General features: G+C 65.0%; 19 protein-coding genes and 1 pseudogene. 10 read left to right on the forward strand and 10 right to left on the reverse strand.

Features of this window, described 5'->3' with window-relative positions:
* Window positions 1-74: 74 nt before the first annotated feature.
* From ACQ4MJ_RS14680 to ACQ4MJ_RS14695, 4 genes and pseudogenes are all read right to left on the reverse strand, one after another.
* Window positions 75-2,588 carry a putative bifunctional diguanylate cyclase/phosphodiesterase gene (locus tag ACQ4MJ_RS14680; RefSeq protein ID WP_055401741.1) on the reverse strand — a complete coding sequence of 838 codons (2,514 nt, stop codon included), beginning with the start codon at window positions 2,586-2,588 and terminating at the stop codon, window positions 75-77.
* Entirely contained in the window at window positions 2,585-5,905 is a 3,321-nt protein-coding gene (locus tag ACQ4MJ_RS14685; protein ID WP_431152177.1) for an EAL domain-containing protein, read from the reverse strand. The genes ACQ4MJ_RS14680 and ACQ4MJ_RS14685 overlap by 4 nt, the downstream gene beginning before the upstream one ends.
* 160 nt (window positions 5,906-6,065) lie before the next feature.
* Window positions 6,066-9,006, reverse strand: a pseudogene (locus ACQ4MJ_RS14690) (aconitate hydratase).
* Window positions 9,007-9,220: 214 nt separating this feature from the next.
* Window positions 9,221-9,628: a hypothetical protein gene (locus ACQ4MJ_RS14695; RefSeq protein ID WP_121422602.1), complete on the reverse strand. Its 408-nt coding sequence runs from the start codon at window positions 9,626-9,628 to the stop codon at window positions 9,221-9,223.
* Between the two features lie 114 nt (window positions 9,629-9,742).
* Between ACQ4MJ_RS14695 and ACQ4MJ_RS14700 the strand changes: the two genes are divergently transcribed.
* Window positions 9,743-10,624: a helix-turn-helix domain-containing protein gene (locus ACQ4MJ_RS14700; RefSeq protein ID WP_121508796.1), complete on the forward strand. Its 882-nt coding sequence runs from the start codon at window positions 9,743-9,745 to the stop codon at window positions 10,622-10,624.
* A gap of 276 nt (window positions 10,625-10,900) precedes the next feature.
* On the opposite strand, the gene ACQ4MJ_RS14705 is transcribed toward ACQ4MJ_RS14700, so the two are convergent.
* The 3 genes from ACQ4MJ_RS14705 to ACQ4MJ_RS14715 all read right to left on the reverse strand — a co-directional run bounded on the left by ACQ4MJ_RS14705 (window position 10,901) and on the right by ACQ4MJ_RS14715 (window position 12,084).
* Window positions 10,901-11,203, reverse strand: coding sequence for an H-NS histone family protein (locus tag ACQ4MJ_RS14705; protein WP_055393525.1), 303 nt, complete (start codon window positions 11,201-11,203; stop codon window positions 10,901-10,903).
* Window positions 11,200-11,592 carry a hypothetical protein gene (locus tag ACQ4MJ_RS14710; protein WP_431152175.1) on the reverse strand — a complete coding sequence of 131 codons (393 nt, stop codon included), beginning with the start codon at window positions 11,590-11,592 and terminating at the stop codon, window positions 11,200-11,202. The genes ACQ4MJ_RS14705 and ACQ4MJ_RS14710 overlap by 4 nt, the downstream gene beginning before the upstream one ends.
* Before the next feature lie 258 nt (window positions 11,593-11,850).
* A complete protein-coding gene (locus tag ACQ4MJ_RS14715; RefSeq protein WP_055393523.1) occupies window positions 11,851-12,084 on the reverse strand; it encodes a hypothetical protein in 234 nt (77 codons plus the stop codon).
* Window positions 12,085-12,098: 14 nt separating this feature from the next.
* On the opposite strand from ACQ4MJ_RS14715, the gene ACQ4MJ_RS14720 reads away from it, so the two are divergent.
* On the forward strand, window positions 12,099-12,941 hold the full coding sequence (locus ACQ4MJ_RS14720; protein ID WP_228898456.1) for a symmetrical bis(5'-nucleosyl)-tetraphosphatase: 843 nt from the start codon (window positions 12,099-12,101) through the stop codon (window positions 12,939-12,941).
* 16 nt (window positions 12,942-12,957) lie between these two features.
* On the opposite strand, the gene ACQ4MJ_RS14725 is transcribed toward ACQ4MJ_RS14720, so the two are convergent.
* The gene (locus tag ACQ4MJ_RS14725) at window positions 12,958-14,004 is read right to left on the reverse strand and encodes an FAD:protein FMN transferase (protein ID WP_431152174.1); all 1,047 of its coding nucleotides are present in this window, start codon (window positions 14,002-14,004) and stop codon (window positions 12,958-12,960) included.
* An 11-nt stretch (window positions 14,005-14,015) separates the two neighbouring features.
* On the reverse strand, window positions 14,016-14,426 hold the full coding sequence (locus ACQ4MJ_RS14730) for a c-type cytochrome (RefSeq protein WP_431152173.1): 411 nt from the start codon (window positions 14,424-14,426) through the stop codon (window positions 14,016-14,018).
* A gap of 237 nt (window positions 14,427-14,663) precedes the next feature.
* On the opposite strand from ACQ4MJ_RS14730, the gene ACQ4MJ_RS14735 reads away from it, so the two are divergent.
* The 8 genes from ACQ4MJ_RS14735 (at window position 14,664) to ACQ4MJ_RS14770 (ending at window position 24,226) form a co-directional block, all read left to right on the forward strand.
* A complete protein-coding gene (locus ACQ4MJ_RS14735; RefSeq protein WP_431152172.1) occupies window positions 14,664-15,020 on the forward strand; it encodes a DUF2946 family protein in 357 nt (118 codons plus the stop codon).
* Between the two features lie 21 nt (window positions 15,021-15,041).
* A complete protein-coding gene (nosZ, locus tag ACQ4MJ_RS14740) occupies window positions 15,042-16,967 on the forward strand; it encodes a TAT-dependent nitrous-oxide reductase (RefSeq protein WP_431152171.1) in 1,926 nt (641 codons plus the stop codon).
* 215 nt (window positions 16,968-17,182) lie between these two features.
* Complete coding sequence (locus ACQ4MJ_RS14745; protein WP_431152170.1) at window positions 17,183-19,804, forward strand: 4Fe-4S binding protein; 2,622 nt, start codon at window positions 17,183-17,185, stop codon at window positions 19,802-19,804.
* On the forward strand, window positions 19,804-21,090 hold the full coding sequence (locus ACQ4MJ_RS14750; RefSeq protein ID WP_431152169.1) for a nitrous oxide reductase family maturation protein NosD: 1,287 nt from the start codon (window positions 19,804-19,806) through the stop codon (window positions 21,088-21,090). The genes ACQ4MJ_RS14745 and ACQ4MJ_RS14750 overlap by 1 nt, the downstream gene beginning before the upstream one ends.
* Window positions 21,065-22,009: an ABC transporter ATP-binding protein gene (locus ACQ4MJ_RS14755; protein WP_431152167.1), complete on the forward strand. Its 945-nt coding sequence runs from the start codon at window positions 21,065-21,067 to the stop codon at window positions 22,007-22,009. The genes ACQ4MJ_RS14750 and ACQ4MJ_RS14755 overlap by 26 nt, the downstream gene beginning before the upstream one ends.
* 168 nt (window positions 22,010-22,177) lie before the next feature.
* Entirely contained in the window at window positions 22,178-22,993 is an 816-nt protein-coding gene (locus ACQ4MJ_RS14760) for an ABC transporter permease (RefSeq protein WP_431152165.1), read from the forward strand.
* On the forward strand, window positions 22,990-23,565 hold the full coding sequence (locus ACQ4MJ_RS14765; RefSeq protein ID WP_431152163.1) for a nitrous oxide reductase accessory protein NosL: 576 nt from the start codon (window positions 22,990-22,992) through the stop codon (window positions 23,563-23,565). The genes ACQ4MJ_RS14760 and ACQ4MJ_RS14765 overlap by 4 nt, the downstream gene beginning before the upstream one ends.
* 19 nt (window positions 23,566-23,584) lie before the next feature.
* Complete coding sequence (locus ACQ4MJ_RS14770) at window positions 23,585-24,226, forward strand: nitrous oxide reductase accessory protein NosL (RefSeq protein ID WP_431173648.1); 642 nt, start codon at window positions 23,585-23,587, stop codon at window positions 24,224-24,226.
* 81 nt (window positions 24,227-24,307) lie between these two features.
* Here ACQ4MJ_RS14770 and ACQ4MJ_RS14775 read toward each other — a convergent pair whose 3' ends face one another.
* Window positions 24,308-25,798 (reverse strand): DEAD/DEAH box helicase, encoded by a 1,491-nt coding sequence (locus ACQ4MJ_RS14775; protein WP_121422589.1) that lies wholly within the window; start codon window positions 25,796-25,798, stop codon window positions 24,308-24,310.
* Window positions 25,799-25,916 lie beyond the last annotated feature (118 nt).

Below are 25,916 nucleotides of genomic sequence, written 5' to 3' on the forward strand. Positions count from 1 at the left end.
GTGCCTGGATGTTTGTCATGGCGCAGGGGCCCTGCAACCACATCCAGACACCACACCACGCCATACGTCGCTCGTCACAGCGCAGGCCGCAGCGCCCGCTCCAGAACCTCTGGTGGCATGGGGCGGCCAAACAGGTAGCCCTGGAAAGCCTGGCAGCCATGGCGCTGCAGGAACTCCAGCTGGCCCGTGGTCTCCACGCCTTCGGCCACCACGGCCAGATCCAGGCTGTGCGCCAGCGCAAGAATGGTTCGCACGATGGCGGCATCGTTGGGGTCGGTCTGCAGGTCGCGCACAAAACTCTGGTCAATCTTGAGCTGGTCCAGCGGCAGGCGCTTCAAGTAGCTCAGGGAGGAATAGCCGGTGCCAAAGTCGTCCAGTGAGAAGCCCACACCATAGCGCCGCAGGTACTCCATGCGCGAGATCACATCCTCCACATCGGCCAGCAGCAGGCTTTCCGTCAGTTCCAGCTTCAGGCGCTCGGGGTTGGCCCCGCTGGACTGCAGTGAGCCCAGCACCTGCTCCACAAAATCGGGCTGGCGAAACTGCCGCACGCTCACGTTCACCGACAGGAAGAACTGTCGCGTGAGCGAGCTGCGCGACCACACCACCAGCTGCTCGCAAGCGGCCTGCAACACCCATTGCCCCAGCGGCAGGATGAGCCCTGTCTGCTCGGCCAGCGGGATGAATTCAGCTGGCGACACCAGCCCACGCCGGGGGTGCTTCCAGCGCACCAGGGCTTCCGCGCCCTGCAGGCGGCCCTTGCCGTCCACCACGGGCTGGTAGTACAGCACCAGTTCCTTGTCTTGCAGACCTCGGCGCAGGTCGGCCTCCAGGGCCGCACGGTTGCTCACTGCGGCCTGCATGTCAGGGTCGAAGAAGCGCTGGGTGTTGCGCCCTGCAGCTTTGGCCTGGTACATCGCCAGGTCCGCGTGCTTGAGCAGCTCGTCCACACTCACGGTCTGCTGGCCAAACAGCGCAATACCGATGCTCGGGGTGCTGTGGTGGCTGGTATCGCCCAGCGCGTAGGGCTTGCCCAGCGTGGTGGCGATATGGCTGGCCACCAGCGCGGCCTCGGCACTGGCGTGCGGGCCATCGGCACTCAGGCCTTCCACCAGCACCACGAATTCATCGCCGCCAAACCGTGCCACGGTGTCAGCCTCGCGCACGCAAGCCTTCAGACGCTGGGCCGCCTGCACCAGCAGCTGGTCGCCTGTATCGTGGCCCAGGGTGTCGTTGAGGTCTTTGAAGTTGTCCAGGTCGATGAACAGCAGAGCCCCTTGCGCGCCTGAGCGTGCCACGGCCGCCGTGGCGCGCTGCAGCCGGTCCACCAGCAAGCGGCGGTTGGGCAGGCCGGTGAGCACATCGTAAAACGCCAGCTGCTCGATCTGGCTCTCGACCCGCTTGCGCTCGGTAATGTCGCGGCCCACGCCCCGGTAGCCCCACAGGGCGCCCTGCGCGTCAAACACAGGCACACCGCTGACCGAGATCCAGTGCATGCTGCCATCGGGCCGCTGACGCTGCAGCTCCAGATCGCGAAACGGCTGGTGGGCCTGCAGCACCGCGCGGTGCGCAGCCCAGTCGGTCTCGGTCATGTTGAGCGCGCCGATCTCCCAGCGCGTACGGCCCATCACGTTGGACAGCGGTATGCCATTGACGCTCAGGTCGCCCGCCAGCTGCACAAAGCGCCCTTCGGCGTCATGCTCCCAGTACCAGTCGGACGACAGGTCACTCAGCGATCGAAAGCGCGCCTCGCTCTCACGCAGCTCGTTCTCAACGCGCACGTAGTCGCTGACATCCGCAAAAGTGCGCACGAGGCCCCCATCGGGCAGCCCGGTGGTGCGCACTTCAAACGTGCGGCCATCGGATGTGGTGCGCCAGTAGACGGCGGGCGCAGGCGCCACGGCCCCCCCTGCCACGTAGTCATGCCCGCGCCGGTCCACCAGGCGGTGGCCTTCGCCAAAGTCACCACGCTCGGCCTGGATGCGCGTCAAGTCGGCCAGCGTGGGCCGCGTGGCCATCAGCGATTCGGGCAGATTGAGCAGTTCCAGCACACGCTGGTTGTAGACGGTGATGCTGCCATCCGGCGCCGTCTTGAAGATGCCCTGGCTCATGCTGGCCAGGGTGGCCTGCAGGGCCGTGCGCTGCTCCTGCAGCAAAGTCAGCGCTTCTTGCCAGATGCGAGCGTCCACCATGCGAACAGGCTGGCCCTGCCCCTGGGCTCCCTGCAGCAGCACGGCCAGACGGTGCAAAAGCTCCGGCAGGTGTGCCACACCATCTGCCTCGCGCACCATGTAGTCACCCAGCCCGCAGCGAAACGCGCGTGCGGCCAATGCCTCCTGGTGGGCGTCGATGCACATCAGCACCGGACGGCCCGCGCACAGCTCCAGCACGCCGGGCAGGTCCTGCACTGAAGGCTTGAGGCACAACACCACGGCATCCCAGGCCTGCGACGCCAGCGGCGCCCGGGCGGCCTCGGGTGTGGGGCTGTTCACGACACGCCAGTCGGGGTAGCGGGTGGCGATCAGATGCCGCGCTGCCGCTGCATGCTGCGTGTCGCTGTCCACCCAGAGAATGCCCGGCTCGGTCATGGCTTGCGTCCTTCCGGCAGGGCCAGCGCGGGCTGGGCAAACAAGCCCAGCTGGTGTTCGCGCGCAAACACATCCATGGGTACCGGGCGCCCAAACAGATACCCCTGAAACCCCTCACACCCATGCAGCCTCAGGAAACTCAGCTGCCCCGTCGTCTCCACCCCCTCGGCCACCACCTCCAGGTCCAGGCTCTTGGCCAGCGCCAGGATGGTCCGCACAATCGCCGCGTCGTTGGGGTCCGTCAGCACGTCCCGCACAAAGCTCTGGTCGATCTTGACCTGGTCCAGGGGCAATCTCTTGAGGTAGGACAGGGAGGAGTAGCCGGTGCCAAAGTCATCCAGCGCAAAGCCCACGCCTTCGCTCTTGAGCTGCACCATGCGTGCGATGGTGTCTTCGATGTCTCCCAGCAGCAGGCTTTCGGTGAGTTCGAGCTTGAGTTTGCGGGGGTCGGCGTGGTGGTTCTTGAGGGTCTGCAGCACTTCGGCCACAAAGCCGGGCTGGCGGAACTGCCGGGCGCTGACGTTGACCGAGATGGACAGGTGGGCGGTGGCTTCGTGCTGGCCCCAGCGCTGCAGTTGTTCGCAGGCGGTTTGCAGCACGTATTGGCCTAAAGGGAGGATCAGGCCGGTCTGTTCGGCCAGGGGGATGAAGTCGCCGGGGCTGATCATTCCGCGCTGGGGGTGGCGCCAGCGCACCAGGGCTTCTGCGCCCATGAGCTGGGACTGGTGGTCCACGACGGGCTGGTAGTGCACCAGCAGTTCGCCCCGGGCCAGGCCCTGGCGCAGGTCGGCTTCCAGGTTGGAGCGGGCGTTGACGGCCGCTTGCATGTCGGGGTCGAAGAAGCGCTGGGTGTTGCGCCCTGCGGCCTTGGCCTGGTACATGGCCAGGTCGGCGCGTTTGAGGAGTTCGTCCACCGTGAGGCGTTCGTCGCCAAAGAGGGTGATGCCGATACTGGGGGTGCTGTAGTGCTGGGCGCCGTCGAGTTCGAAGGGCTGGTTCAGGCTGGCCAGGAGTTTCTCGGCCACGGTTTCTGCCTGGGTGGCGGCATCTTGCAGGTCGGGGGCCAGGGCTTCGAGCATGACGACGAATTCGTCGCCGCCAAAGCGGGCCACGGTGTCGGCTTCGCGCACGCTGCCCACCAGGCGGGTGGCGACCTGGGACAGGAGCTGGTCGCCCATGTCGTGGCCCAGGGTGTCGTTGAGGTCTTTGAAGTTATCGAGGTCGATGAACAGCAGGGCGCCGAGGTTCTTGGTGCGCTGGCAGGCGGCGATGGAGCGTTGCAGGCGGTCCAGCAGCAGGCGGCGGTTGGGCAGGCCTGTGAGGGCGTCGAAGAAGGCCAGGCGCTCGATTTCTTGTTCTGCGCGCTTGCGGTCTGTGATGTCGCGGCACACCCCCAGCACCCCCGTCACCCGGCCGGTCAGGTCACGGATGGGGGTCTTGATGGTCTCGAACTGGCCTCGGTAGCCATCTTCGGCAAAGGTCAGTGTTTCTTCGTAAACCAGCGGCTGCCAAGCCTGCATGGCGCGTTGGTCGTATTTGCGAAAGCGCTCAGCCTCGGCCGGGGCCACCAGGTCAAAATCGTTGCAGCCCACGATCTGCCGCTCCGACCTGCCCGCAAATCGCTCGAACACCGGATTGACGGACAGGTACACGCCGCTGGCATCCTTCAAGAACACCATGTCGGGCATGGCGTTGACCACGCGGGCCAGATGGGCCTTCTGGTCGGCCAGCTCGGCCTCCACACGCTTGAGCCCGGTCAGATCGTAGGCAAACAGCACAACGGCAGGCACGCCTTGCTCGGTAACGCTCTCGGGCGCGATGGTGGTGTGGCGAACCTGCAGGCCGTCAGGCCCGTCCATGCGGTTCTCGAACACGGCCGTCTCGCCCGCAAAGGCCTTGGCGAAATGGGGCTGCATGCGGGCGAAAACATCGGCCGGGATCACCTCCTGCAGCAGACGGTCTTGCAGCTCCTCGGGCTTGCGGTAGAGCCAGCTGGCCTGCTGCGCATTGACATACAAGACGCGCAGATCCCGGTCCAAGCGCGCCACACCGCCGGGCACCTGGCGCAGCATGTTGGCCATCAGGGCTTCGTGGGCATGCGCAGCCTCCTCGGCCAGGCGGTGGGCCGTGATGTCGGTCTGTACACCATCCCACAGCACACGCCCGTCGTCGAGCAGACGGGGCGATGAACTCAGGTGCATCCAGCGTATCTGGCCATCGGTGCGGCGCACGCGAAAAACGGCCTCCATGCTGGTCATGGTCAGAAAAGACTGCCGCTCGGCCTGTCGCAGGCGGTCGATGTCTTCGGGCAACACCTGGCGATACAACACCCGGAAATCGGCCATGACCTCTTGCACCGTCACCCCATTGAGCCGCTCGATCGCATCGCCCATGTGCACAAAGTGTGAGCTGCCATCCAGCTCGCGCACCACCTGGAACAACACGCTGTGGGGCAGGTTGCGCCCAAGCAGCGACAGACGCCCTTCACTCTCGCGCAGGCGCCCCTCGGCCTCCTGCACACGGGCAAACGGCGCCCGTATGCCCGCATCAAAAACGGCCTGGTACAACAACGCATACGCCAAAATCCGCAGACCGTGCGCCAACGGCCCCCCGATGGACGAATGCCCACCCATCAGGCCCACCACCAGCTCCCCCCCCAGAAAGGCCACGGCTGCCCAGGCAAACACCCGTTCGCGCCGGCCCGGATTGCGGTGGAGCCATACTGCGGCTACGCCCAGCGCCACCACGAGCACAAAGGCCAGGTATTGCCGCAATGACCCGCCCGCTGCAGCGGCAAACCAGCCCGGCAGGGGCCCCATGGCCGAGCCCACCAGCAGCAGCGCCACCACGCCCGAGGCGGCCAGCCAGACCTTGGCCGGGCCGGGCATTGCCAGCCGCGCGGCTGTGAGCAGCAGGGTGACGACTTCGACCACCCGCGCCCAGCTGCTCAGCCACAGTGAGATGTGGGCCGTGCCCGATGGCATGTGCACGGGCGTGGAATGTGCCAGCACGCCGTGCAGAAAATTGCACACCGCCGCGACACCAAAGCCTGCCACCAGCACATTGGCCCGGGCCTGCTCGGACGGGTCCAGTGTGTGCAGGGATACCGATACCACCAGCAACCCCAACAGAACCGCCACCAGTTCCATAAATGGCTCCAGGCCGTGCTGGGAACCCGCCCCCGGCCCCAGCATCTGGGCCACTGGCACGATCACCAGCGTCAATGCTGCGACCACCAGCACCACCGTCAGGGCGGGCGCATCCGCCCACGGTGAACGCGCAGGCGGGGTGCGGGTGGGAGAGGACGACAGCGGCATGGTCTGGAGTGTTTCTACCGGGTTCTACATAGCGTCACAAGTGTATCGACGAGTAAGGCGCGGGGGTGCGTGTTTCCCCCCACCATCGGGCTCCATGCAAAACGGGGCCGAAGCCCCGTTGCCGACGATGCCGGTGCCCTGCACCGCCGACAGGGCAGTGTCACCCCTGCAACAACTGGCGCAGCACAAACGGCAGGATGCCGCCGGCCTGGTAGTAGTCCACCTCGATGGGCGTGTCGATGCGCAGCGTGACGGTGACTTCCTGGCGCGAGCCGTCCGCGCGGCGGATGACCAGTTGCGCGTCGCTTTGTGGCGTGAGCGCCGGGTCGGGCACCACATCGATCAGCTCATTGCCCGTAAGGCCCAGCGTCTCCCACGATTCGCCCGCCTTGAACTGCAGCGGCAGCACCCCCATGCCCACCAGGTTGGAGCGGTGGATGCGCTCAAAGCTGCGCGCCACCACGGCCTTGATGCCGAGCAGCTGCGTGCCCTTGGCGGCCCAGTCGCGGCTGGAGCCGGTGCCGTATTCCTCGCCCGCAAAGATCACCGTGGGCGTCTTTTGCGCCATGTACTGCATGGCGGCATCGAAGATGAACATCTTCTCGCCCTGCAGCGCGCCTTCGTTCTGGAACACGGTCACCCCCCCCCTCTTCGCGCGAGCCGTCGGCTGTGGGCGGGATCATCAGGTTCTTGATGCGCACGTTGGCAAAGGTGCCGCGCACCATCACGTCGTGGTTGCCCCGGCGCGCGCCGTAGCTGTTGAAGTCGGCCTTTTGGACGCCATGCTGCCGCAGCCACTGGCCAGCGGGTGAGCTTTCCTTGATGGAGCCTGCGGGCGAGATGTGGTCAGTGGTGATGGAGTCGCCAAACAGCGCCATGATGCGGGCACCGATCACCGATGGAAGTTTGGCATCATTTTGGCCTCCAGCGCTTGATGGATCTGCGTTAGCAGCTCCTTTTTCAAGAGCGAACTGTGCAAAAAACGGAGGCTCTGCAATGTAGGTGCTGGCGGGCCAGGTGTAGGCGGTGCCGCTCACGCCCTTGATCTTTTCCCACAGCTTGCCAGGGTCGGTGGCCACCTTGGCGTAGTTCTCGCGGAAGGCCTTGCCGTTCATGGCGAACTTGAGCAGGGCGTGCACCTCTTCGCTGCTGGGCCAGATGTCGCCCAGGTAGATGTCCTTGCCACCCTTGCCCTTGCCCACCGGCTCGGTCATCAGGTCCTTGAGCACCGTGCCGGCGATGGCATAGGCCACCACCAGCGGCGGACTGGCCAGGAAGTTGGCCTTGAGGTTGGGATGGATGCGCGCCTCGAAGTTGCGGTTGCCCGACAGCACCGCGGCACACACCAGGTCGTTGCTGGTGATGGCCTCGTTCAGCTCGGGCGTGAGGTCGCCCGCATTGCCGATACAGGTGGTGCAGCCATAACCCGCCAGCGCAAAGCCCAGCTTTTCCAGGTAAGGGAGCAAGCCGGTCTGCGTGAGGTATTCGGTGACGATGCGCGAGCCAGGGGCGAGCGAGGTCTTGATGTGCGGCTTGACCTTGAGCCCCGCCTCCACTGCCTTCTTGGCCAAGAGGCCTGCGGCCAGCAGCACGCTTGGGTTGCTGGTGTTGGTACAGCTGGTGATGGCGGCAATCAGCACGTCGCCATTGCCCACGGTCACGTCACCCGTGCGGCTGGCTTGCTGGGCGGGGACTTCGGCATGCGCGGCCGCCAGCGTGGGCTTGTTCTGCTCCATCTCCACGATGAATCGCGGTGCACCCGATGGTGCTGGCACCTCTGCCGGAGCGCCCACATCGACAGGAGCATCACTGGCCCGGACATGGTGGCGCGTGTGCAGCAGCTCGGCGGGGCGGTTGAAACCATTTTGTGCATTGGGCTTGCTGAACAGGTCGGCAAACTGGCTGCAGACCTTGCCCAGCTCGATGCGGTCTTGCGGGCGCTTGGGGCCAGCCAGGCTGGGGGTGACGCTGCCAAGGTCGAGCTTCACCACCTGCGAATAGTCCACCTCGCCCGCCAGCGGCACGCCGAACAGGCCCTGGGCCTTGAAGTAGGCCTCAAACGCTTCGATCTCGGCCTTGGTGCGGCCCGTGCCCTTGAAATAGTCGATGGTCTTTTCGTCCACCGGGAAGAACCCCATGGTCGCGCCGTATTCGGGCGCCATGTTGCCGATGGTGGCCCGATCGGGCAACGCCAAGGTGCGCGTGCCTTCGCCAAAAAACTCCACGAACTTGCCCACCACCTTGTGCTGGCGCAGCAGTTCGGTCACCGTGAGCACCAGGTCGGTGGCGGTCACGCCCTCGCGCAGCTGGCCCGTCATCTCAAAGCCCACGACGTCGGGCGTGAGGAAGTACACCGGCTGGCCCAGCATGGCGGCCTCGGCCTCAATGCCGCCCACGCCCCAGCCCACCACGCCAATGCCGTTGATCATGGTGGTGTGGCTGTCGGTGCCCACGAGGGTGTCGGGGTAGTAGACGTTGTCCTTGCGCTTGTGCACGCCACGCGCCAGGTATTCGAGGTTGACCTGGTGCACGATGCCAAAGCCCGGCGGCACCACGCCAAACGTGTCAAAGGCCTGCATGCCCCACTTCATGAATTCGTAGCGCTCGCGGTTGCGCTGGAATTCGAGCTTCATGTTCAGGTCGAGCGAATTCTTCTTGCCGTAGTGGTCGACCATGATGGAGTGGTCCACCACCAGGTCCACGGGCACCAGCGGCTCGATCTTCTTGGGGTTCTTGCCCAGTTTCACGGCCACGCTGCGCATGGCGGCCAAGTCGGCCAAGAGCGGCACGCCGGTGAAGTCCTGCAGCACCACGCGGGAGACGACAAATGGAATCTCGTCCGTACGCGCGGCATTGGGCGCCCAGTGCGCAAGCTGTTGCACATGCTCGGCGGTCACCTTGCGGCCATCGCAATTGCGCAGCACCGATTCGAGCACGATGCGGATCGACACGGGCAAGCGCTGGATCTGGGGGAACTGCTTGGCCAGCGCGGGCAGCGAGTAGAACTGGCCTTCTTTGCCAGACGCTGTTTTGAAACTCTTGAGGGTGTTGGCAAACGCGTGGCGGGCGGGCTTGGTCGACAACTTGCGTGATACGGCCATGGCAAACTCCTGTAAAAGGCAACAAAGCCTATTCTGGCAGTCTTGCATGGCGGTGCAATCGTGGGGCTATGCAAACGCGGCCCCCAACCCTGTGCGGCGTGGTCGGGTCGCCCGATCCACGCCACCCGTGCCCGATATCGGCATCAAAAATGCCCCTGGCGCTTGATGGACAAGCGCAAGCAGCTATATTTTCAGGAGCAAACAACCATCTCCATCACGCCGCAGCCCAGGTTGGCAGGCGGCGCACGCCAAACCACTGCAGCTCGGCCAGCATGGCCACCGAGACCACATGCACCAGCAAATAGGCCTGGCCCAGCAAGGTGGGCGTGAGCGTGGAGCCCAGCAGCAGCAACAGGCTGGCCAACGCCCAGGCCAAGTTGCCCACGATCAGCACCCACAGCCAGCCACGCGGCATGGGCTCAGACCGGGCAATCGCTATGGCCAGGGCGGCATAGCCCAGCAGCATGGCGCCCGTCACCTGCAGCAGCCCGGGCGGCAGGCCCAGCCACTCGGCCAGGGGCGCTGTCAGCAGCAGGTGCAGGGCACCGAGCAGAACCCCCGTGGAGGCATCGAACCAGACCACGGCACGCAGGAATCGAGGGGAGGACATCAGCTTGAACATGGAAAGCTCCTTGGTTGAGGAAGAAAGAAGGCTCCATCGTTCCCGCCCTGGCGCACCGCGTCGATGACCTGCCAGGTAATGGCCCGTGTGCGGTTAGCGCCTAGGATGGCGGCCATGACCTCCACCGCACCGTCCTCTCACCGCTCTCCACGCCATCCTTTGCCGCACCGCGTGGCACCGGCGGGGCCCACCTCGTTTGGCGACCACCTGCGCACCTGGCGCCAGCAGCGGCACCTGAGCCAGCTGGAGCTGGCCGACGAGGCGGACATCTCCACGCGCCATGTGAGCTTCATGGAAACCGGCCGCACCAACCCCAGCCGCGACATGGTGCTGCGCCTGTGCGAGCGCCTGGCCATTCCACTGCGTGAGCGCAACGCCCTGCTGGTGGCCGCCGGCTACGCCCCCATGTACCGCGAACGCGCGCTGGACGACCCTGCGCTGGCCGCGGCGCGCCAGGCGGTGGAACTGGTGCTCAAGGGCCACGAACCCTGCCCCGCCATTGCCCTCGACCGCTGCTGGAACGTGGTGGCCACCAACCGCGCCGCGCTGGCCCTGCTGTCTGCCCACGTCAGTCCCGAACTGCTGGCGCCACCTGTCAACGTGTTCCGGCTGAGCCTGCACCCCCAGGGGCTGGCGCCGCGCATCGCCAATCTGGCGCAGTGGCGGGCGCACCTGTTTGAACGCCTGCGCCAGCAGATACAGGCCACGGCCGACCCGGCACTGATCGCACTGCAGGCAGAACTGCTGCAATATCCCGCCCCGCCGGAATCCGATGCCCTGGTACTGGCAGGTGAAATGCTGGGCGTGGTAATGCCGTTCTGCTTTGAAAGCGTGCATGGAATGCTCTCCCTCATCAGCACCACCACGATATTCGGAACGCCGGTGGATGTGACCTTGCAGGAGCTGGCAGTGGAATCCTTCTTTCCGGCGGACGATTTCACGGCACAGGTATTGCGCAAGATTGCGCAGGAAAACCCCGGAGTTGCAGAAGGCTGAACGTAATGCCTGTGCACTGTGAGGGTGCAATCAATGCGCGCAGTGCAAAATTAAAACGATGACCATCCGATTCACCAAATGGCTCCACAAAGCGCATTGCGCTGCCGATAAATCGCAGACACTGCGCGCGGAGTTACCGCACATGCATTTCCTGTTCGTCGCACAGTGCGTACCGTTGTCGAGGCGCCACCCGCCTGAGCACCTTTTGTCCTGGCCAAGAGTAGCCCATTAAAAAAGCCCGCATCAGCGGGCTTTTTTAATGCAGGGCAAAGACCCTTAAATCACAAACTTTTCGCGGTTTTCGTTTTGAATCCACTTGGGAGCCTTGCCACGGCCTGTCCAGGTTTCGCCGGTGGCGGGGTTGCGGTACTTGGGCGCCACCTTGGTGCCGGCCGTAGAACTGCGGCCTGTCTTGCCAGACGCCTTGCCGGTGGGGAACACGTCCTGGGCAGTCAGCCCATATTCGGCCACCAGTGAACGGACCTGCGACACAGCGTCCGACAGTTCCCGGCGCCGGGCTTCACTGATTTGTTGCTCAAGGGCTTCGCGCTGCTTCAACAGTTCTTTGTAGCTGGTCATGGTGTCTGGATTTTGGATAAGGGTGAAGACCCGCGAATTATAAGAATAATGTGCCTTTTTTGTGCAACCACTTTCAGAATTTCATTAAAAATTCTTGGCATTAACCCCCAACACCCATTGATGCATGGTTTGCGTCTGGCTGAACAACCGGGGTATTGATGCTTGCTGGAGGCGACCGGGGTTCCGTCTTCTGGCTGGGGCAATACGTTGTCGATACGCTTGCATTCCAGCGCCAGCACCTCAAATACCCAGCCCATGCACCGAATGCGGTCACCCACTTCCATCAAATGCCCCGTTTCTTCCCTCAAACGGGCCGCCCGCGTGTTATAGCAACCACGGTCCTCACCCGGTAAATTGCGAATATCCAGGCGCGCCTTGAGTTCCGACACCCGTATCCAGGGATGACCTGCATAACTCCCTGCGGTCTGTGATAGCGCGGCCTCGGGCGGTTCGCTGCGTTGCTTTTCTTGCGAATAGCTGGGCTATTGGCAAGAAAAGACGCCTTGCGTCCCATCCCGATCCGCACTACCACCGCCTCGCGAGGGTTATGCAGGACATCCCCAGCCATCCAACAGCCAGCCTCCGTCATCGCGCTGCGGGGCCCAGGCATCGCGGCCCCCCGGGCTGCAATTCAACGGGAATGGCTTTCAGTAAATGGCGCGGGTCATGATGCATTGCGCCACACCATATTCATCGCCCACAACCACCATGCGCCCAGAACGGGCCCGTAACTGCTCCAGCAACTCCACCCCATTGAGGGTTTCGGGCAGAAATTTCGCCGCCCGTCCATGCGGACACCGCGCGTCCTCGGCCTCAACGCCCAACTCCGGCACATGCTGAGCAAGGTCGGCGACGCGATCAGCAGAAAATCCGTGCTTCACTCATAAAGATCACCATGGCGCTTTACTGTATCGGCGACATCCAGGGCTGCGACGCCGCGCTGGACCGCCTGCTGGACACCATCGGCTTTTCCCCTAGCCGCGACACGGTCTACCTGCTGGGTGACCTCGTCAACCGAGGGCCTGACTCGGCCGCCGTGCTGCGCCGCTGCATGCGCCATGGCGACGCCATCCGATGCCTGCTGGGCAATCACGACCTGCACCTGCTGGCCGCCGCACACGGTGCGCGCAAGCCCTCGCGGCGCGACACGCTGGGCACGGTGCTGGACGCCCCCGACCGCGCTGCCCTGCTCGACTGGGTGCGCCAGCAGCCCCTGGCCCGCACCCACACGCATGCGGGGCAAACGCTGCTGATGGTGCATGCCGGTGTGCTGCCCACCTGGACGGCCGCAGAGACTCTCGCGTACGCGGACGAAGTCCATGCAGTACTGCGCGGCCCTGACCTGCCCGATTTTCTGCACGCCATGTACGGCAACATCCCCGACCACTGGAGTGACGATCTGACCGGCACGGATCGCCTGCGGGTGATCGTGAATGCGCTCACCCGGCTGCGCTTTTGCTCGGCCGACGGCGTGATGGATTTTGAAAGCACCGAAAGCGCCAGCGCCGCCCCGCCCGGCCTCATGCCCTGGTTCGACGTGCCAGGGCGGCGCACAGCGGGCACGCTGATGGCCTTCGGTCACTGGTCCACGCTGGGCTGGCTCAACCGCAGCGATCTGCTCGGACTGGACACGGGCTGCGTGTGGGGCGGCTGCCTGAGCGCCGTGCGTTTTGGCGCGACGCTGGCCGAGCGTGAGCTGCTGCAGGTGCATTGCGAGCAAGCCCAGGCCCCGGGCTGACTAAACCGCAGCAGGTTCAGGACGGCTCTGGCTCCAGCAACGCCGACATGGCGGTGGACTGCCAGACACCACCGTCCTGCCCGGCGATCAGCACGGCCAGCCCCGACATGCGCTGCGCCAGTGCCCTGCCGGCCTGCGGGCCCTGCACCATCAGCGCGGCGCCCAGTCCGTTGACGGCCGCCACGTCGCGCGCCACCAGGCTCACGCCATGCACGCCCGATGCCGGGCGCCCTGTTCGCGGATTGAGCACATGGTGCTGGCGCTGGCCTTGGTGGAAGAAGAAGCGTTCATAGTCGCCCGACGAGGCAACCACACCCGCGCCCGCCACGGCCACCACACCCAGCAGGCGCTCGGGGGAACGCGGGTCGCGCAGCCCCACACGCCAGGGCCTGCCTTGCCACAGCCCGTGGGTCAGCACGTCGCCACCACCGTTGATCATGGCGTTCTCAACCCCTTCGGAGCGCAGCATGTTCATGCCGGCTTCCAGGATCGGTAGCTTGGCGATGCCCCCCAGGTCCAGCGCCATGCCCTGGCGGGCCAGGAAGGCCGTGCCAGCGGCCACGTCCAGCACCAGGCCGCGCGCATCCACCAGGGGCAGTTGCCGCGCGATCTCGCTGGCCCCTGGCACCACCTTGTCGCCAGGGCCGAAGTTCCAGGACTTGAAAGCCCCCACGGTCACATCAAAGGCCCCACGGCTTGTTGCCGACACACGCTGTGCACTCTGCAGTACCGCCATGACCTCGGCCGGAACCATCACTGGCGTCACGCCTGCAGCCAGATTGATGCGACTGACCACGCTGCGGGGTTGGTAGCGGCTCATGAGCGCTTCCAGCCTCAGCATCTCTGCATAGGCCCGGTCCATGGCGCGGCGCAACTGCGGGCCATCAACACCCTCCACGGCCATATCCACCTGCGTTCCCATCAGGGGACGCGAGCTGCGTTCAGACACCACCCGTGCGCCCGCTGACGCGCCACCACCCCAGACCGCACCACCCAGCAAGGGCAATGCCATCACCATTCGACGGCGCGACAGACCCTGAGGGGGCAGAGAAGCTTGCTGCATGGTGCCTCCGCTCAGAGCGACTTGTCGGCCATGTAATCCACAGCGGCCTTGACCTCAGCGTCGGTCAGATTGGCGGAGCCCCCCTTGGCAGGCATCATGCCCTTCGCCCCGGTAAAGCCCTCGATCGCGTGCTTGTACATCGTGTCCTTGCCCTGGGCAATGCGCGGGCCCCAGTCGCCCTTGTCGCCCGGCTTGGGGGCACCGGCCACGCCAGCGGCATGGCACATGGCGCAAGTCTTGCCAAACACGCTCTTGCCCAGTTCGTTCTCTGCGGCAGCCGGTGCGGCGGGGGCCGCTGAGGGCGCTGGGGCCGTCACCGCAGCGGGTGCAGCCACCGGAGCAGGTTCCGACTTCTTGTCGCCACAACCGGCCAGCAGTGTGGCCAAGATCGCTACGGCGACCATCACGGTTTTCTTTTGCATCGCATACATCCTGTTCTTGGGGTTAGAAAAATCTGAGAGGGCCTGTGGCTGCGCGAGAAACGCGACGAAATGCGTCCAGCACTCGGCCTGAAAAACCCCTACGGGCATTGCACAGGCACCGCTTCAGACCGGTGCATTGACTGTAGGTGCAAGAGGCACTTTTGGGCATAGGCGAGCGCCGCCAAAGCATGATCCAGATCAAATTGATTCATATTACGTGAATCTATTATCCGTGCCATGCAAAGCCATCACATCCTGCGAACACTGCGCCTTTGGGTGCTGGCGTGGTTTGTCATGGCGCTGGCTGCTGCGGTGGCTTCACCGCTGGTAGTGCCGCGAAGCATGGAGCTGGTCTGCTCCGGCACAGGCAGCGCCAAGCTGGTGGTGAAGACCGCTGAGGGCCTGGTAGCGGCAGACGCCACCGGTCTCGATTGCCCTGTGTGCCTCGGGGCCGACACGCCACCCACCACCCATCTCGCAGCGGCAACCACTGCCGCAGCCCCCACCTTCCAGCCCCGTTTTCACACACCACTTTTCCCACGCACAGGGGTGGCGTTCAGCCCCCCTGCCCGCGCACCACCCCTTTTCAACTGAGCGATCCCAAAGAGGAAAACCATGACCGAGAGAAAAGACAGTCCCCTTCCCGCTGCTGGCCTGGGCCGACGCAGCTTCATCAACACGGCGGCCCTGGTCGGGCTGACTGCAGGCGTCGCCGCATGCAACGAAAAGCCCAGCGCTGCAACGCCTGCGGCCCCCGCCCCTGCAGCACCTGCGGCCAGCCATGCCGCCGCTGGCGCCAACGTGCACCTCAAGCCCGGCGAGCTGGACACCTACTACGGCCTCTGGAGCGGCGGCCACACGGGCGACATGCGCGTGCTGGGCCTGCCCTCGGGCCGCGAGATCACCCGCATCCCCTGCTTCGTACCCGACGCCCTGGTGGGCTGGGGCATCACGAATGAATCCAAAGCTGTGATGGGCACCAAGGCCGATGGCAGCCTGAAGTACACGGTGGCCGACACCCACCACACACATGCCTCGTACAAGGACGGCAACTACGACGGCCGCTACGCCTGGATCAACGACAAGATCAACAGCCGCATCGCGCGCATACGCCTCGACTACTTCGTGTGCGACAAGATCACCGAGCTGCCCAACGTGCAGGGCTTTCACGGCATCTTCCCGGACAAGGCCGACCCGGTGGACCCTGCCATCAACTACACCACGCGCGTGTTCTGCGGCGGCGAGTTCGCCATCCCCCTGCCCAACACGGGCACGGAAGACTCGGGCAAATACCGTTCGATGTTCAGCTGCGTCGATGCAGAAACGATGGAAGTGCGCTGGCAAGTGCTGATCGACGGCAACTGCGACCTGGTCGCCACGTCATACGACGGCAAGCTGGCCGCCACCAACCAGTACAACGTGGAGATGGGTGCCAAGTACGAGGACATGATGTCCGCCGAACGCGATGCCTGCCTGTTCTTCAACGTGGGCCGCATTGAGGCTGCCGTGAAGGCTGGCAAGTTCAAGACCATCGGCACCAGCAAGGTGCCCGTGGTGGACGGCACCCATGAAGCCAACAAGGACCCCAAGACAGCACTCACTGCCTACGTTTCGGTGCCCAAGAACCCCCACGGCGTGAACGCCAGCCCCGATGGCAAATACTTCATCTGCGCCGGCAAGCTGTCGCCCACCGGCACCGTGATCGAGCTGGCCATGGTGCTGGACTACTTTGACGGCAAGCTTGAAAAGCTGGACTCCGCCATCGTGGCCGAGGTGGAGCTTGGCCTGGGCCCGCTGCACACCGCCTTCGACGGCCGTGGCAATGCCTACACCACCCTGTTCCTGGACAGCCAGGTCGTAAAGTGGAACGTGGAGGCCGCCATCAAGTTCCACGCGGGCGACAAGACCGCTAAGTACGTGGTGGACCGCCTCGATGTGCAATACCAGCCGGGCCACTTGAACGCCTCGCAGTCCGAGACCAAGGCCGCCGACGGCAAGTACCTGGCCGTGGGTTGCAAGTTCTCCAAGGACCGCTTCCTGCCTGTGGGCCCGCTGCACCCCGAGAACGAGCAGCTCATCGACATCTCGGGCGAGAAGATGGTGCTGCTGGCCGACCACCCCGTGCGTGGCGAGCCCCATGACTTCATCATCTTCAAGCGCGACCTGGTGCGCCCCAAGCAGGTCTACACGCTCGACGAGTTCCCGCTGGCGGTCAAGGACCCCAAGGAATCCGGCGTGTTCCGCAACGGCAAGAAGGTCACTGTGAAGATGACTTCGCAAGCACCGGCCTTCAGCCTGCGCGAGTTCAAGCTCAAGAAGGGTGACGAGGTCACGCTGATCCTGACCAACCTGGACAAGATCGAAGACCTGACGCACGGCTTTGCGATCCCGAACTACAACGTGAACTTCATCGTGAACCCGCTGGAGACCAAGTCGGTGAGCTTTGTGGCCGACAAGCCCGGTGTGTTCTGGTGCTACTGCACGCACTTCTGCCACGCACTCCACCTGGAAATGCGCACTCGGATGATTGTGGAAGCTTGAGGGGGCGATCCCCCTGAGGCGCTGCCGCGCCTTCCCCCTTCTCTCGAATCGCTGCGCGATTCGGGAAGGGGGACGATGCACTCGCTGCGGGGCGGCCCTTGCTCTGCATCCCTGGCCTGGGGCGCGCCAGTTGCGACGACTGCGCTCCACTTCGCATCATATTGGCCGCTAGCGCTTGATGAATAAGCGCTAGCAGCTATCAAAAAGATAGTCCCATGATTTCCCTCCGTCGGCTGTTCGCCACGCTTCTTCTGGTCTTGTTGGTAGCACTTTGGCTGGCGCCGCGCGCGCATGCTGCGGCAGGCGCCTACGAAGCCGAACTGCCTGCGGAACTCTCTACCGCGCGCGACATGTGCGCGCTGGTGCCGTGCAAGGACGTGTTTCCCGGCGCCAGCCATTTCTCTGAACGCAAGGGCCAGCCGCCCTACGTAGAGGCTTACGACAACGACAGCGCGCAAAAGAAGCTGCTGGGCTACGTGATGCTCTCCACCGACATCACCGACACCCCTGCCTACTCGGGCAAGCCCGTGGTCACGCTGATCGGCATGGACACACAGGGCCGCTTCGTGGGCGTGAAGGTGCTCAAGCATTCCGAGCCCATCCTGCTGCTGGGCATCCCTGAATCTGCGCTGCTGAAGTTCAACGCCCAGTACCTGGGCAAGTCCGTGGCCGACAAGATCGAGGTGGGCCAGTCGCGCCCTGATGAAAACGTGCTGGGTCTCGACGCCATCTCGGGCGCCACCGTCACCGTCATCGCTCAGAACCAGGTCATGATGGCCTCGGGCTCCGCCGTGGCGCGGCAGGTGGGCATCCTCGCGCCCACGGTGCGCGAGCCCGCACGCTATGCCGAAACCGGCAGGCGCCTGAGCTGGGCCGAGCTGGTGCAACAAGGCACCGTGCAGCGCCTGCGCGTGCAGCCCGAACAGGTGGGCCTGGACAAGGGCCCCGACCCGTTCATCGAGCTGTGGTTTGGCGACCTGAACCACCCCGACATTGGCAAGAGCCTGCTGGGCGAGAACGGCTGGAACAACCTGCGCCTGCAGCTCAAGGAGGGCGAGCACGCCTTCTTCATCGTCCGCACCGGCGGCAAGGAATCGTTCAAGGGCTCGGGCTTTGTGCGCGGCGGCATCTACGACCGCGTGCAGGTGCGCCAGGGGGCGGATTCGTTCACCTTCCGCGACCTGGACGCGCTCAACCTGTACGGCATCGAGGCCGCAGGCGCACCCAGCTACAACGAATCGGTCATCTTCATCATCCGCTCACCCGCCTTCTCGGCCGCCTATCCTTGGAAGCTGAGCTTTCTGGGCAACCGCGTGGACCGGGCCACGGGCACACGCAGCTTCACCAGCTTTGACACGCCCTACTGGCTGCCCGCCGCCATGCTGCAAGGCGGGCGCCCCACCATCAACGAGCCCGACGACCCCTGGGTGCGCGTGTGGAAGTCGCGTGCGGTAGAGATTGCGCTGTTCGCCGCGCTGCTGATTGCCGTCACCGTGGTGTACGCCCTGCGCGAGAAGCTCACGCGCCTGTCCACCCACAAGAACAAGTGGCCGGTCAACGCCTTCAAGTACAGCTTCTGGGCCCTCAGCATCGGCTGGATCGGCTTTGGCGCCATGGCACAGCCTTCCATCACGCAGGTGCTGACCTGGTTCCACGCGCTGCTGTTCCAGTGGACTTGGTCGCTGTTCCTGTCCGACCCGTTCATCTTCCTGTTCTGGATCTTCATCATCGTCACCGTGTTCCTGTTCGGGCGCGGGTTGTTTTGCGGCTGGATGTGCCCGTTTGGCTCGCTGCAGGAGGGCATCTACAAGATCGCGCGTGCGGTGGGCTTCAAGCGCTTTCAGACGCAGCTGCCGCAGAAGTGGCACGACCGGCTCAAGTGGGTCAAGTACGCGGTGTTCTTTGGGCTGCTCGCGGTGTCGATGTTCTCCATGGGCCTGGCCGAGAAGCTGGCCGAGGTGGAGCCGTTCAAGACGACCTTCCTGGTCGGTGTAATGAATCGCGCCTGGCCCTACAGCCTGTTTGTGGCGGCCATCCTGGGCGTTTCGATCTTCATCGAGCGACCCTACTGCAAATACATCTGCCCGCTGGGTGCCTCGCTGGCCATGCCCAGCACGTTCCGCTGGTTTGGCCTCAAGCGCAAGCAGGACTGCAACAGCTGCAAGGCCTGCGCCGTGGGCTGCGGTGCACAGGCCATCGACGCCGACGGCCGCATCGACCACCGCGAATGCCTGCACTGCCTCGACTGCATGATTCTGTACACCGACACCAAGGGCTGCCCGCCCCTGGCCAAGGAGCGCAAGCGCCGCGAGAAAGATGGTCTGGAAATCACGCCCGTCGGCAAGAACGGCTATTTCATCCCGATCCACCCTGCCACGGTGCAGGACCAGATCTCGGCCAAGGCCGCGAAGGGGCCGGACCCACGCTGGCCTACGGCGCCAGTGCTGCCGCAGACCAAGGCAGGCTCGTGCGGCCTGCGCTGGATGGCGAAGGAGCTGGTGGACCATCTGTGGCCCTGGAGCCGCGAAGGCTGGGCGTCGCGGCGCGCGCTGCAGATCGCGGGCTTCTCGCTCGCCCTGGCTGCCAGCGTGGCCTGGGTGATGACCGCCCTGGGCACGTTGTCGTCGGGCGCCATCATCGGCTGGTGGTTTGGCTGGAGCGTGTACGAGGTGCTGATCCGCCTGTCGGGCAAGCGCTATGTGAAGGACGGCCCGTGGTGGCGCGACCAGTACCGCCGGGCGGGCGTGATGGACATGCTGAGCTACGTGGGCTTCAAGAACCTGCTGATCGGCGCAGCACTCTTCCTGGCCATCAAGGCCTTGGTGGGACTGGCGTGATGAAGTCCCCTCTTGCTGCCACCGCATTCACCGCACTCGTGGCGCTGGCTGCGTGCCTGCTGGCCCTGCCCGCCCACGCTGCCACCGTGCAGGTGCGCCCCGGGCAAGACCTGCAAGCTGCCATCACGGCCGCCAAACCGGGCGACACGGTGGAGGTGCAGCGGGGCTTTTACCGCGTGAACCTGCGCATCGACAAACAGCTCACCCTGCGCGGCATCGACCGCCCCACGCTCAGCGGCGGCCAGACGGGCGACACCATCCGCGTCACCGCGCCCGACGTGGTGATCGAAGGCCTGATCGTGCGCGACTCGGGCACCAGCCTCAAGGACCAGAACGCAGGCATCTACATCTACCCCGGTGCACACCGCGCCGTGGTGCGCCACAACGACCTCACCTACAACCTGTTCGGCCTGTGGATCGAGAAGGCCAACGATGTACAGGTGCTGCACAACACCATCACCGGCCTGCGCGATGTGAACTCGTCGCAGCGCGGCAACGGCGTGCAGCTGTACAACACCACGGGCGCACGCATCGAGGGCAACCACATCAGCTTTGTGCGCGACGCGCTGTATGTGGACGTGTCGCACCACGCGGTGTTTCGCGGCAACCGGATGCACCACAGCCGCTACGGCACGCACTACATGAACTCCTACTACAACCTGTGGGAGGACAACGATACCTACCTCAACCGTGGCGGCCTGGCACTGATGGAGGTGCGCGACCAGGTGGTGCGCAACAACCGCGCGTGGGGCAACAGCGACCACGGCATCATGCTGCGCACCCTGCAGGACTCGGTGATCGAGAACAACGTGGTGGCCGAGAACTCCCGAGGCTTCTTCATCTACGACGTGGAGTACATCACCCTGCGCGGCAACCTGGTGACCCGCAACACGGTGGGCGTGCACCTGTCGGCCGGCTCCAAAAACAACAAGGTCGAAGGCAACGACTTCATCGGCAACCGCGAGCAGGTGCGCTATGTGGGCGCCCGCGACGAGCGCTGGGGCACCGAAGGCGGCAACCACTGGAGCAACTACCTGGGCTGGGACCGCGACGGCAACGGCGTGGGCGACGTGCCCTACGAGGCCAACGACATGGTGGACCGCCTGACCTGGCGCCACCCCACCATCAAGCTGCTGCTGGCCAGCCCCGCCGTGCAGGCACTGCGCCTAGTGGGCCAGCAGTTTCCGGTGCTGCGCGTGCCCACCGTGGTGGACCCCCAGCCCCGCATGCAACCGAACCAACCCCAACGGAATTTTCAGCATGACACGCAACCCTCCCCCCATTGACCTGAGCGAGCCCCCCGCCATCGAGGTGCGGGGCGCGCACAAGCACTACGGCGCATTGCACGCCGTGGACGGCATTGACCTGCGCATTGCGCGCGGCGAGATCTTTGGCCTCATCGGCCACAACGGCGCGGGCAAGAGCACGCTGTTCAAGATGATCCTGGGCCTCACGCCCGCCACCTCGGGCGAGATCCGGGTGGGCGGCGCCACCGTGCAGGGCCGCGACTTTCGCGCCGCCCGCCGCCACCTGGGCTACCTGCCCGAGAACGTGGTGCTCTACGACAACCTGAACGGGCTGGAGACGCTGCGGTTCTTCGCCCGCCTCAAGGGTGCGCCCCTCACGCAATGCCCCGCGCTGCTGGAACGCGTGGGCCTGGCCCACGCGGGCAACCGCGCCGTGCGCGAATACTCCAAGGGCATGCGCCAGCGCCTGGGGTTTGCACAGGCCCTGCTGGGCGAGCCCCACGTGCTGCTGCTCGACGAGCCCACCAACGGCCTGGACCCGCAGGCCATCCGCGACTTCTACGCCACACTGCGCGAGCTGCAGACGGGTGGCGTGACCATCGTCATCACTTCGCACATCCTGGCCGAGCTACAGGAGCGCGTGGACCGCTTGGCCATCCTGGCCTCCGGCAAGCTGCAGGCCCTGGGCAGCGTGCAGGCGCTGCGCGAACAGGCGCACATGCCGCTGACCATCCACCTCACCCTGGCTGCGGCCGACCGGCCTGCCGCGCTGGGGTTGCTCTCTGCAGTGCCCGGCATCACCGCAGCGGAAACGCCGGAAGGCCTGCATGTGGACTGCCCACGCGGCAGCAAGATGGCCGTGCTGGGTGCGCTGGCACCACTGGGCACCGCGCTGCAGGACCTGCAGATCCAGGAGCCATCGCTGGAAGACGTGTACTTCGGGCTGCGTGAAAAATGAAACACCCTCTGCTTCCACCGAGCAAAAGCCCCTCTCCCCTCGCGGGAGAGGGGTTGGGGAGAGGGGGCCTGAGCACGCGCCACGCTTGTATCGCCCCCTCTCCCCCGCCCTCTCCCACAAGGCGAGAGGGAGCAACACCGCCCGCTGGGTGGGTTATGGATCACTGATATGGAATTCCACCAAATCTTCACCATCGCGGGCAAAGAGTTCCGCGACCGCATGCGCAACCGCTGGGTGCTGGCCGTGGCGCTCGTGTTCACCGTGTTCTCGCTGGCCATCGCCTACTTTGGCGGCGCGCAGCAGGGCACCGTGGGCTTTCGGTCCATCGAGTTCACCATCGCCAGCCTGGTCAGCCTGGTGATCTACCTCATCCCGCTGATCGCGCTGTTGCTGGGCTTTGACGCCATCGTGGGCGAGCGCGAGCGCGGCTCGCTCGACCTGCTGCTGTCGCTGCCCATCACGCGGCTGGAGCTGCTGCTGGGCAAGTACCTGGGGCTGGCGGCGGCGCTCACGCTCTCCACGCTGGCGGGGTTCGGGCTGGTGGCCGTGCTGCTGGTGCGGCAGTTCAGCGGGGCGGCCCTGTTCCACTACGGCGGCTTCATGATCAGCTCGGTGCTGCTGGGGCTGGCCTTTTTGAGCATGGCGGTGCTGCTATCGGTGCTCACGCACGAGCGCACACGCGCCTCCGGCCTGGCGATTGCCGCCTGGTTCTTTTTTGTGCTGGTGTTTGACCTGCTGCTGCTGGGCGCCCTGGTGGCCACGGGCGGCAGCGTGGGCGGCGAAGCCATGGCCTACCTGCTGCTGCTCAACCCGGCCGACGTTTTCCGCATCCTCAACGTGTTCTCGCTCGACGACGTGCGCACCCTGTACGGCCTGACCAGCATCGTGCCCCCTGCCCTGGCCAAGCCATGGCTCATGGGCGCGGTGATGGCGGGCTGGATCGTGGTGCCGCTCGGTCTTGCAAGCTGGAGATTCAAACCATGAACCATTCTTACCAACCCCGGTGCGGCTGCACCACGCGCCGGCAATTGCTGGGCTGGGCCGCACTCGCTTCGCTCGGCACACTCACGGGCCTGACTGGCCTCACGGGCTGCAGCCAGGCGGACAACAGCGTGCAATCTCTCCAACCCGTGGAGATCGACCGCACCACCAGCTGCGAACTCGACGGCATGCTGCTGGCCGACTACCCCGGCCCCAAGGCGCAGGTGCGCTTCGCGGGGCAGGACAAGCCCTCGTTCTTTTGCGACACGGTGGAGCTGTTCAGCACCTTGCTGGCCGGTGAGCAGGTTCGTGCCGTGCAGGCCGTGTATGTGCAGGACATGGGCCAGGCCGACTGGAACGCACCGCAGGGCCACTGGATCGACGGCAAAAGTGCGATCTATGTGGTGGGCGGCAAGCGCCACGGCTCCATGGGTCCCACCATCGGCAGCTTTGCGCAAGAGGCAGAAGCGAAGAAGTTTGCTGCTGAATATGGCGGCAAAGTGTTGCGCTTTGCCGAGATCACGCCCGCCATGGTGGACCTGAGCGGCGGGGCACTGCACGACACGCGGATGTGAGCCGCCCATGCCTGCGCTGATGCCCCGCCCACACGCAACCACCCGGCGCACAGCCCTTGCAGCCCTGCTGCTGGGCTCGGCAGGCCTGGTGGCATGGCAATGGCCCCAGCGCACTCCGCCCCGTCCATCCGGCAACGCCGCCCTGGAGGGCATCGGCGACGATGTGTGCGTGGTGGCGCCGCCCACGCCCTACGACCCTGCGCTGGGCCAGCCCCTGACCGCCGCCCGCGAGGTGCCCGCCGACGCACGCTGCCCGGTGTGTGGCATGTACCCGGCCCGCGCACGGGCGTGGGCAGCGCAGGTCATTTTTGCGGACGGGGATGCGTATTTTTTTGACTCACCGCTCAGCCTCATGCTGTACCTGGGCAACGTGGCCCACTACACGCGGGGCCGCACGGCCGACGCCATCGTGGCCCGGTATGTGACCGATACCGATTCGGGTGGTTGGCTGAACGCGCACGAGGCGGTGTATGTGACAGGTTCTTCGGCCAGGGGGCCGATGCGGGCGGGCAATCTGCCCGCGTTTGCCGATGCGGAGGCTGCACAGGAGTTTGTGCAGCAGCGTGGGGGGCGGGCGGTCCCCTTCGGCGCCATTGATGGGGCCTTGCTGCGCAGGCTGGCCCCGAACCTCCGGGCCGACCACCGTTTGCATTCAGACTGACGGGGCCTCAATTGCTATTGAAAATATAGCTTCCTGCGCTTATTCATCAAGCGCTACAGGCCCAAAAAGGCCTGTATTTCATCACTGCACCGAAGTCTCTGGCTGGGCAGCCTTGAACAGTGCTGCCACCTTGCGCTTGGGCTTGATGTTGGCCGACACGCTGCTGCGCGGGGCCGACTTGGCAGCTTCCCAGGCGGGGGTTGCGTCGGCAGCTGCGCTGGCCTCATACGGCTTCTCGAAGAAGGGGTCGCGCGATGCCACGGCCGGGCGAAAGCCCCGGTGTTGTTCGCGCCCCTCGCGCCCGACGCGCTGGTCACGCTCGCGCCGTGGCGCAGCGGGGGCGGCCGGCAGCGCATCGCGCCCGTCGCCCGTCTCACCGGCTTCGCGCCAGGCACGGCGGCCGTCGTTGATGCGGCCGCGGGGCTGGTCTTCTTCGTATTCGATGGCTTCGAGATCGATCTTCTTCTTGATCAGCTTCTCGATGTCGGCCACCAGGCGGGCATCGCTGCCCGACACCAGCGTCACCGCCAGGCCTGAGGCGCCAGCACGGCCCGTGCGGCCGATGCGGTGCACATAGTCTTCGGCGTTGAATGGCACGTCGAAGTTGAACACCGCAGGCACGTCCTTGATGTCCAGACCGCGCGCGGCCACATCGGTACACACCAGCAGATCGACCTCGCCGCTCTTGAAGGCTTCGAGCGCCTTCAGGCGCTCGTCCTGGCTCTTGTCGCCATGCAGCGCGGTGGTCTTGAGGCCTTCACGCTCCAGGCTGCGCGCCAGACGGGCACAACCGAGCTTGCTGTTGACGAAGATGAACGCCTGCTTGATACCCCGGGTCTTGAGCACCTGGTGGATGGCGCGGCGCTTGTCGTCGTCATTGGCGCTGTAGAAGCGCTGCTCCACGGTGGAGGCCGTTTCGTTCGGGCGGGCCACCTCGATGGTGATGGGGTTTTGCAGGTAACTGCTGGCCAGGCGCTTGATCTCGGGCGAGAACGTGGCACTGAACAGGAGCGTGGTGCGCTGCTTGGGCAGGTAGCTCAGGATGCGCTGCAGGTCGGGCAGGAAACCGATGTCCAGCATGCGGTCGGCCTCGTCGAGCACGACGTACTCGACCTGGTTGAGCACGGCATTCTTGGCTTCGATGTGGTCCAGCAGGCGGCCTGGTGTGGCCACCAGTACTTCGACGCCCTTTTTCAGCTCGATGGTCTGGGGCTTCATGTCCATGCCGCCAAACACCACGGTGCTGCGCAGCTTGGTGTACTTGGCGTACAGCGCGATCTGCTGGGCCACCTGGTCGGCCAGCTCGCGCGTGGGCAACAGCACCAGGGCGCGCACAGGATGGCGGGCCGGGGATGTGGAGCTGCTTTCGTGCTTGAGCAGGCGTTGCAGCAGGGGCAGCGAGAAAGCCGCCGTCTTGCCGGTGCCGGTCTGGGCTGCGCCCATCACGTCTTGCCCTGTGAGCACCACCGGAATGGCCTGCTCCTGGATGGGCGTCATGGACTCGTAGCCCATTTCGGCTACGGCGCGCGCAAGCGGTTCAGCCAGCGATAGATTGGAAAAGGAACTTGTCATTTAGCCCTCTATTGTCGCACCGGTGGCCCAAAAAGCGATTTTTCACCATGGGGGCGTGGTACAGAGCGCATTTATTCATTGAGCAAGTCACAGCAATAAGCTACATTTTTAATAGCTA

Source organism: Acidovorax facilis, assembly GCF_050626955.1.
Classification (GTDB): domain Bacteria; phylum Pseudomonadota; class Gammaproteobacteria; order Burkholderiales; family Burkholderiaceae_C; genus Acidovorax; species Acidovorax facilis.

Bases quoted from the DNA above. Each gene is read 5' to 3' on its own strand.
- ACQ4MJ_RS14680 (WP_055401741.1), bottom strand. From the start codon at position 2,588: ATGACCGAGCCGGGCATTCTCTGGGTGGACAGCGACACGCAGCATGCA.
- ACQ4MJ_RS14685 (WP_431152177.1), bottom strand. From the start codon at position 5,905: ATGCCGCTGTCGTCCTCTCCCACCCGCACCCCGCCTGCGCGTTCACCG.
- ACQ4MJ_RS14695 (WP_121422602.1), bottom strand. From the start codon at position 9,628: ATGTTCAAGCTGATGTCCTCCCCTCGATTCCTGCGTGCCGTGGTCTGG.
- ACQ4MJ_RS14700 (WP_121508796.1), top strand. From the start codon at position 9,743: ATGACCTCCACCGCACCGTCCTCTCACCGCTCTCCACGCCATCCTTTG.
- ACQ4MJ_RS14705 (WP_055393525.1), bottom strand. From the start codon at position 11,203: ATGACCAGCTACAAAGAACTGTTGAAGCAGCGCGAAGCCCTTGAGCAA.
- ACQ4MJ_RS14720 (WP_228898456.1), top strand. From the start codon at position 12,099: ATGGCGCTTTACTGTATCGGCGACATCCAGGGCTGCGACGCCGCGCTG.
- ACQ4MJ_RS14725 (WP_431152174.1), bottom strand. From the start codon at position 14,004: ATGCAGCAAGCTTCTCTGCCCCCTCAGGGTCTGTCGCGCCGTCGAATG.
- ACQ4MJ_RS14730 (WP_431152173.1), bottom strand. From the start codon at position 14,426: ATGCAAAAGAAAACCGTGATGGTCGCCGTAGCGATCTTGGCCACACTG.
- ACQ4MJ_RS14735 (WP_431152172.1), top strand. From the start codon at position 14,664: ATGCAAAGCCATCACATCCTGCGAACACTGCGCCTTTGGGTGCTGGCG.
- nosZ (WP_431152171.1), top strand. From the start codon at position 15,042: ATGACCGAGAGAAAAGACAGTCCCCTTCCCGCTGCTGGCCTGGGCCGA.
- ACQ4MJ_RS14745 (WP_431152170.1), top strand. From the start codon at position 17,183: ATGATTTCCCTCCGTCGGCTGTTCGCCACGCTTCTTCTGGTCTTGTTG.
- ACQ4MJ_RS14750 (WP_431152169.1), top strand. From the start codon at position 19,804: ATGAAGTCCCCTCTTGCTGCCACCGCATTCACCGCACTCGTGGCGCTG.
- ACQ4MJ_RS14755 (WP_431152167.1), top strand. From the start codon at position 21,065: ATGACACGCAACCCTCCCCCCATTGACCTGAGCGAGCCCCCCGCCATC.
- ACQ4MJ_RS14760 (WP_431152165.1), top strand. From the start codon at position 22,178: ATGGAATTCCACCAAATCTTCACCATCGCGGGCAAAGAGTTCCGCGAC.
- ACQ4MJ_RS14765 (WP_431152163.1), top strand. From the start codon at position 22,990: ATGAACCATTCTTACCAACCCCGGTGCGGCTGCACCACGCGCCGGCAA.
- ACQ4MJ_RS14770 (WP_431173648.1), top strand. From the start codon at position 23,585: ATGCCCCGCCCACACGCAACCACCCGGCGCACAGCCCTTGCAGCCCTG.
- ACQ4MJ_RS14775 (WP_121422589.1), bottom strand. From the start codon at position 25,798: ATGACAAGTTCCTTTTCCAATCTATCGCTGGCTGAACCGCTTGCGCGC.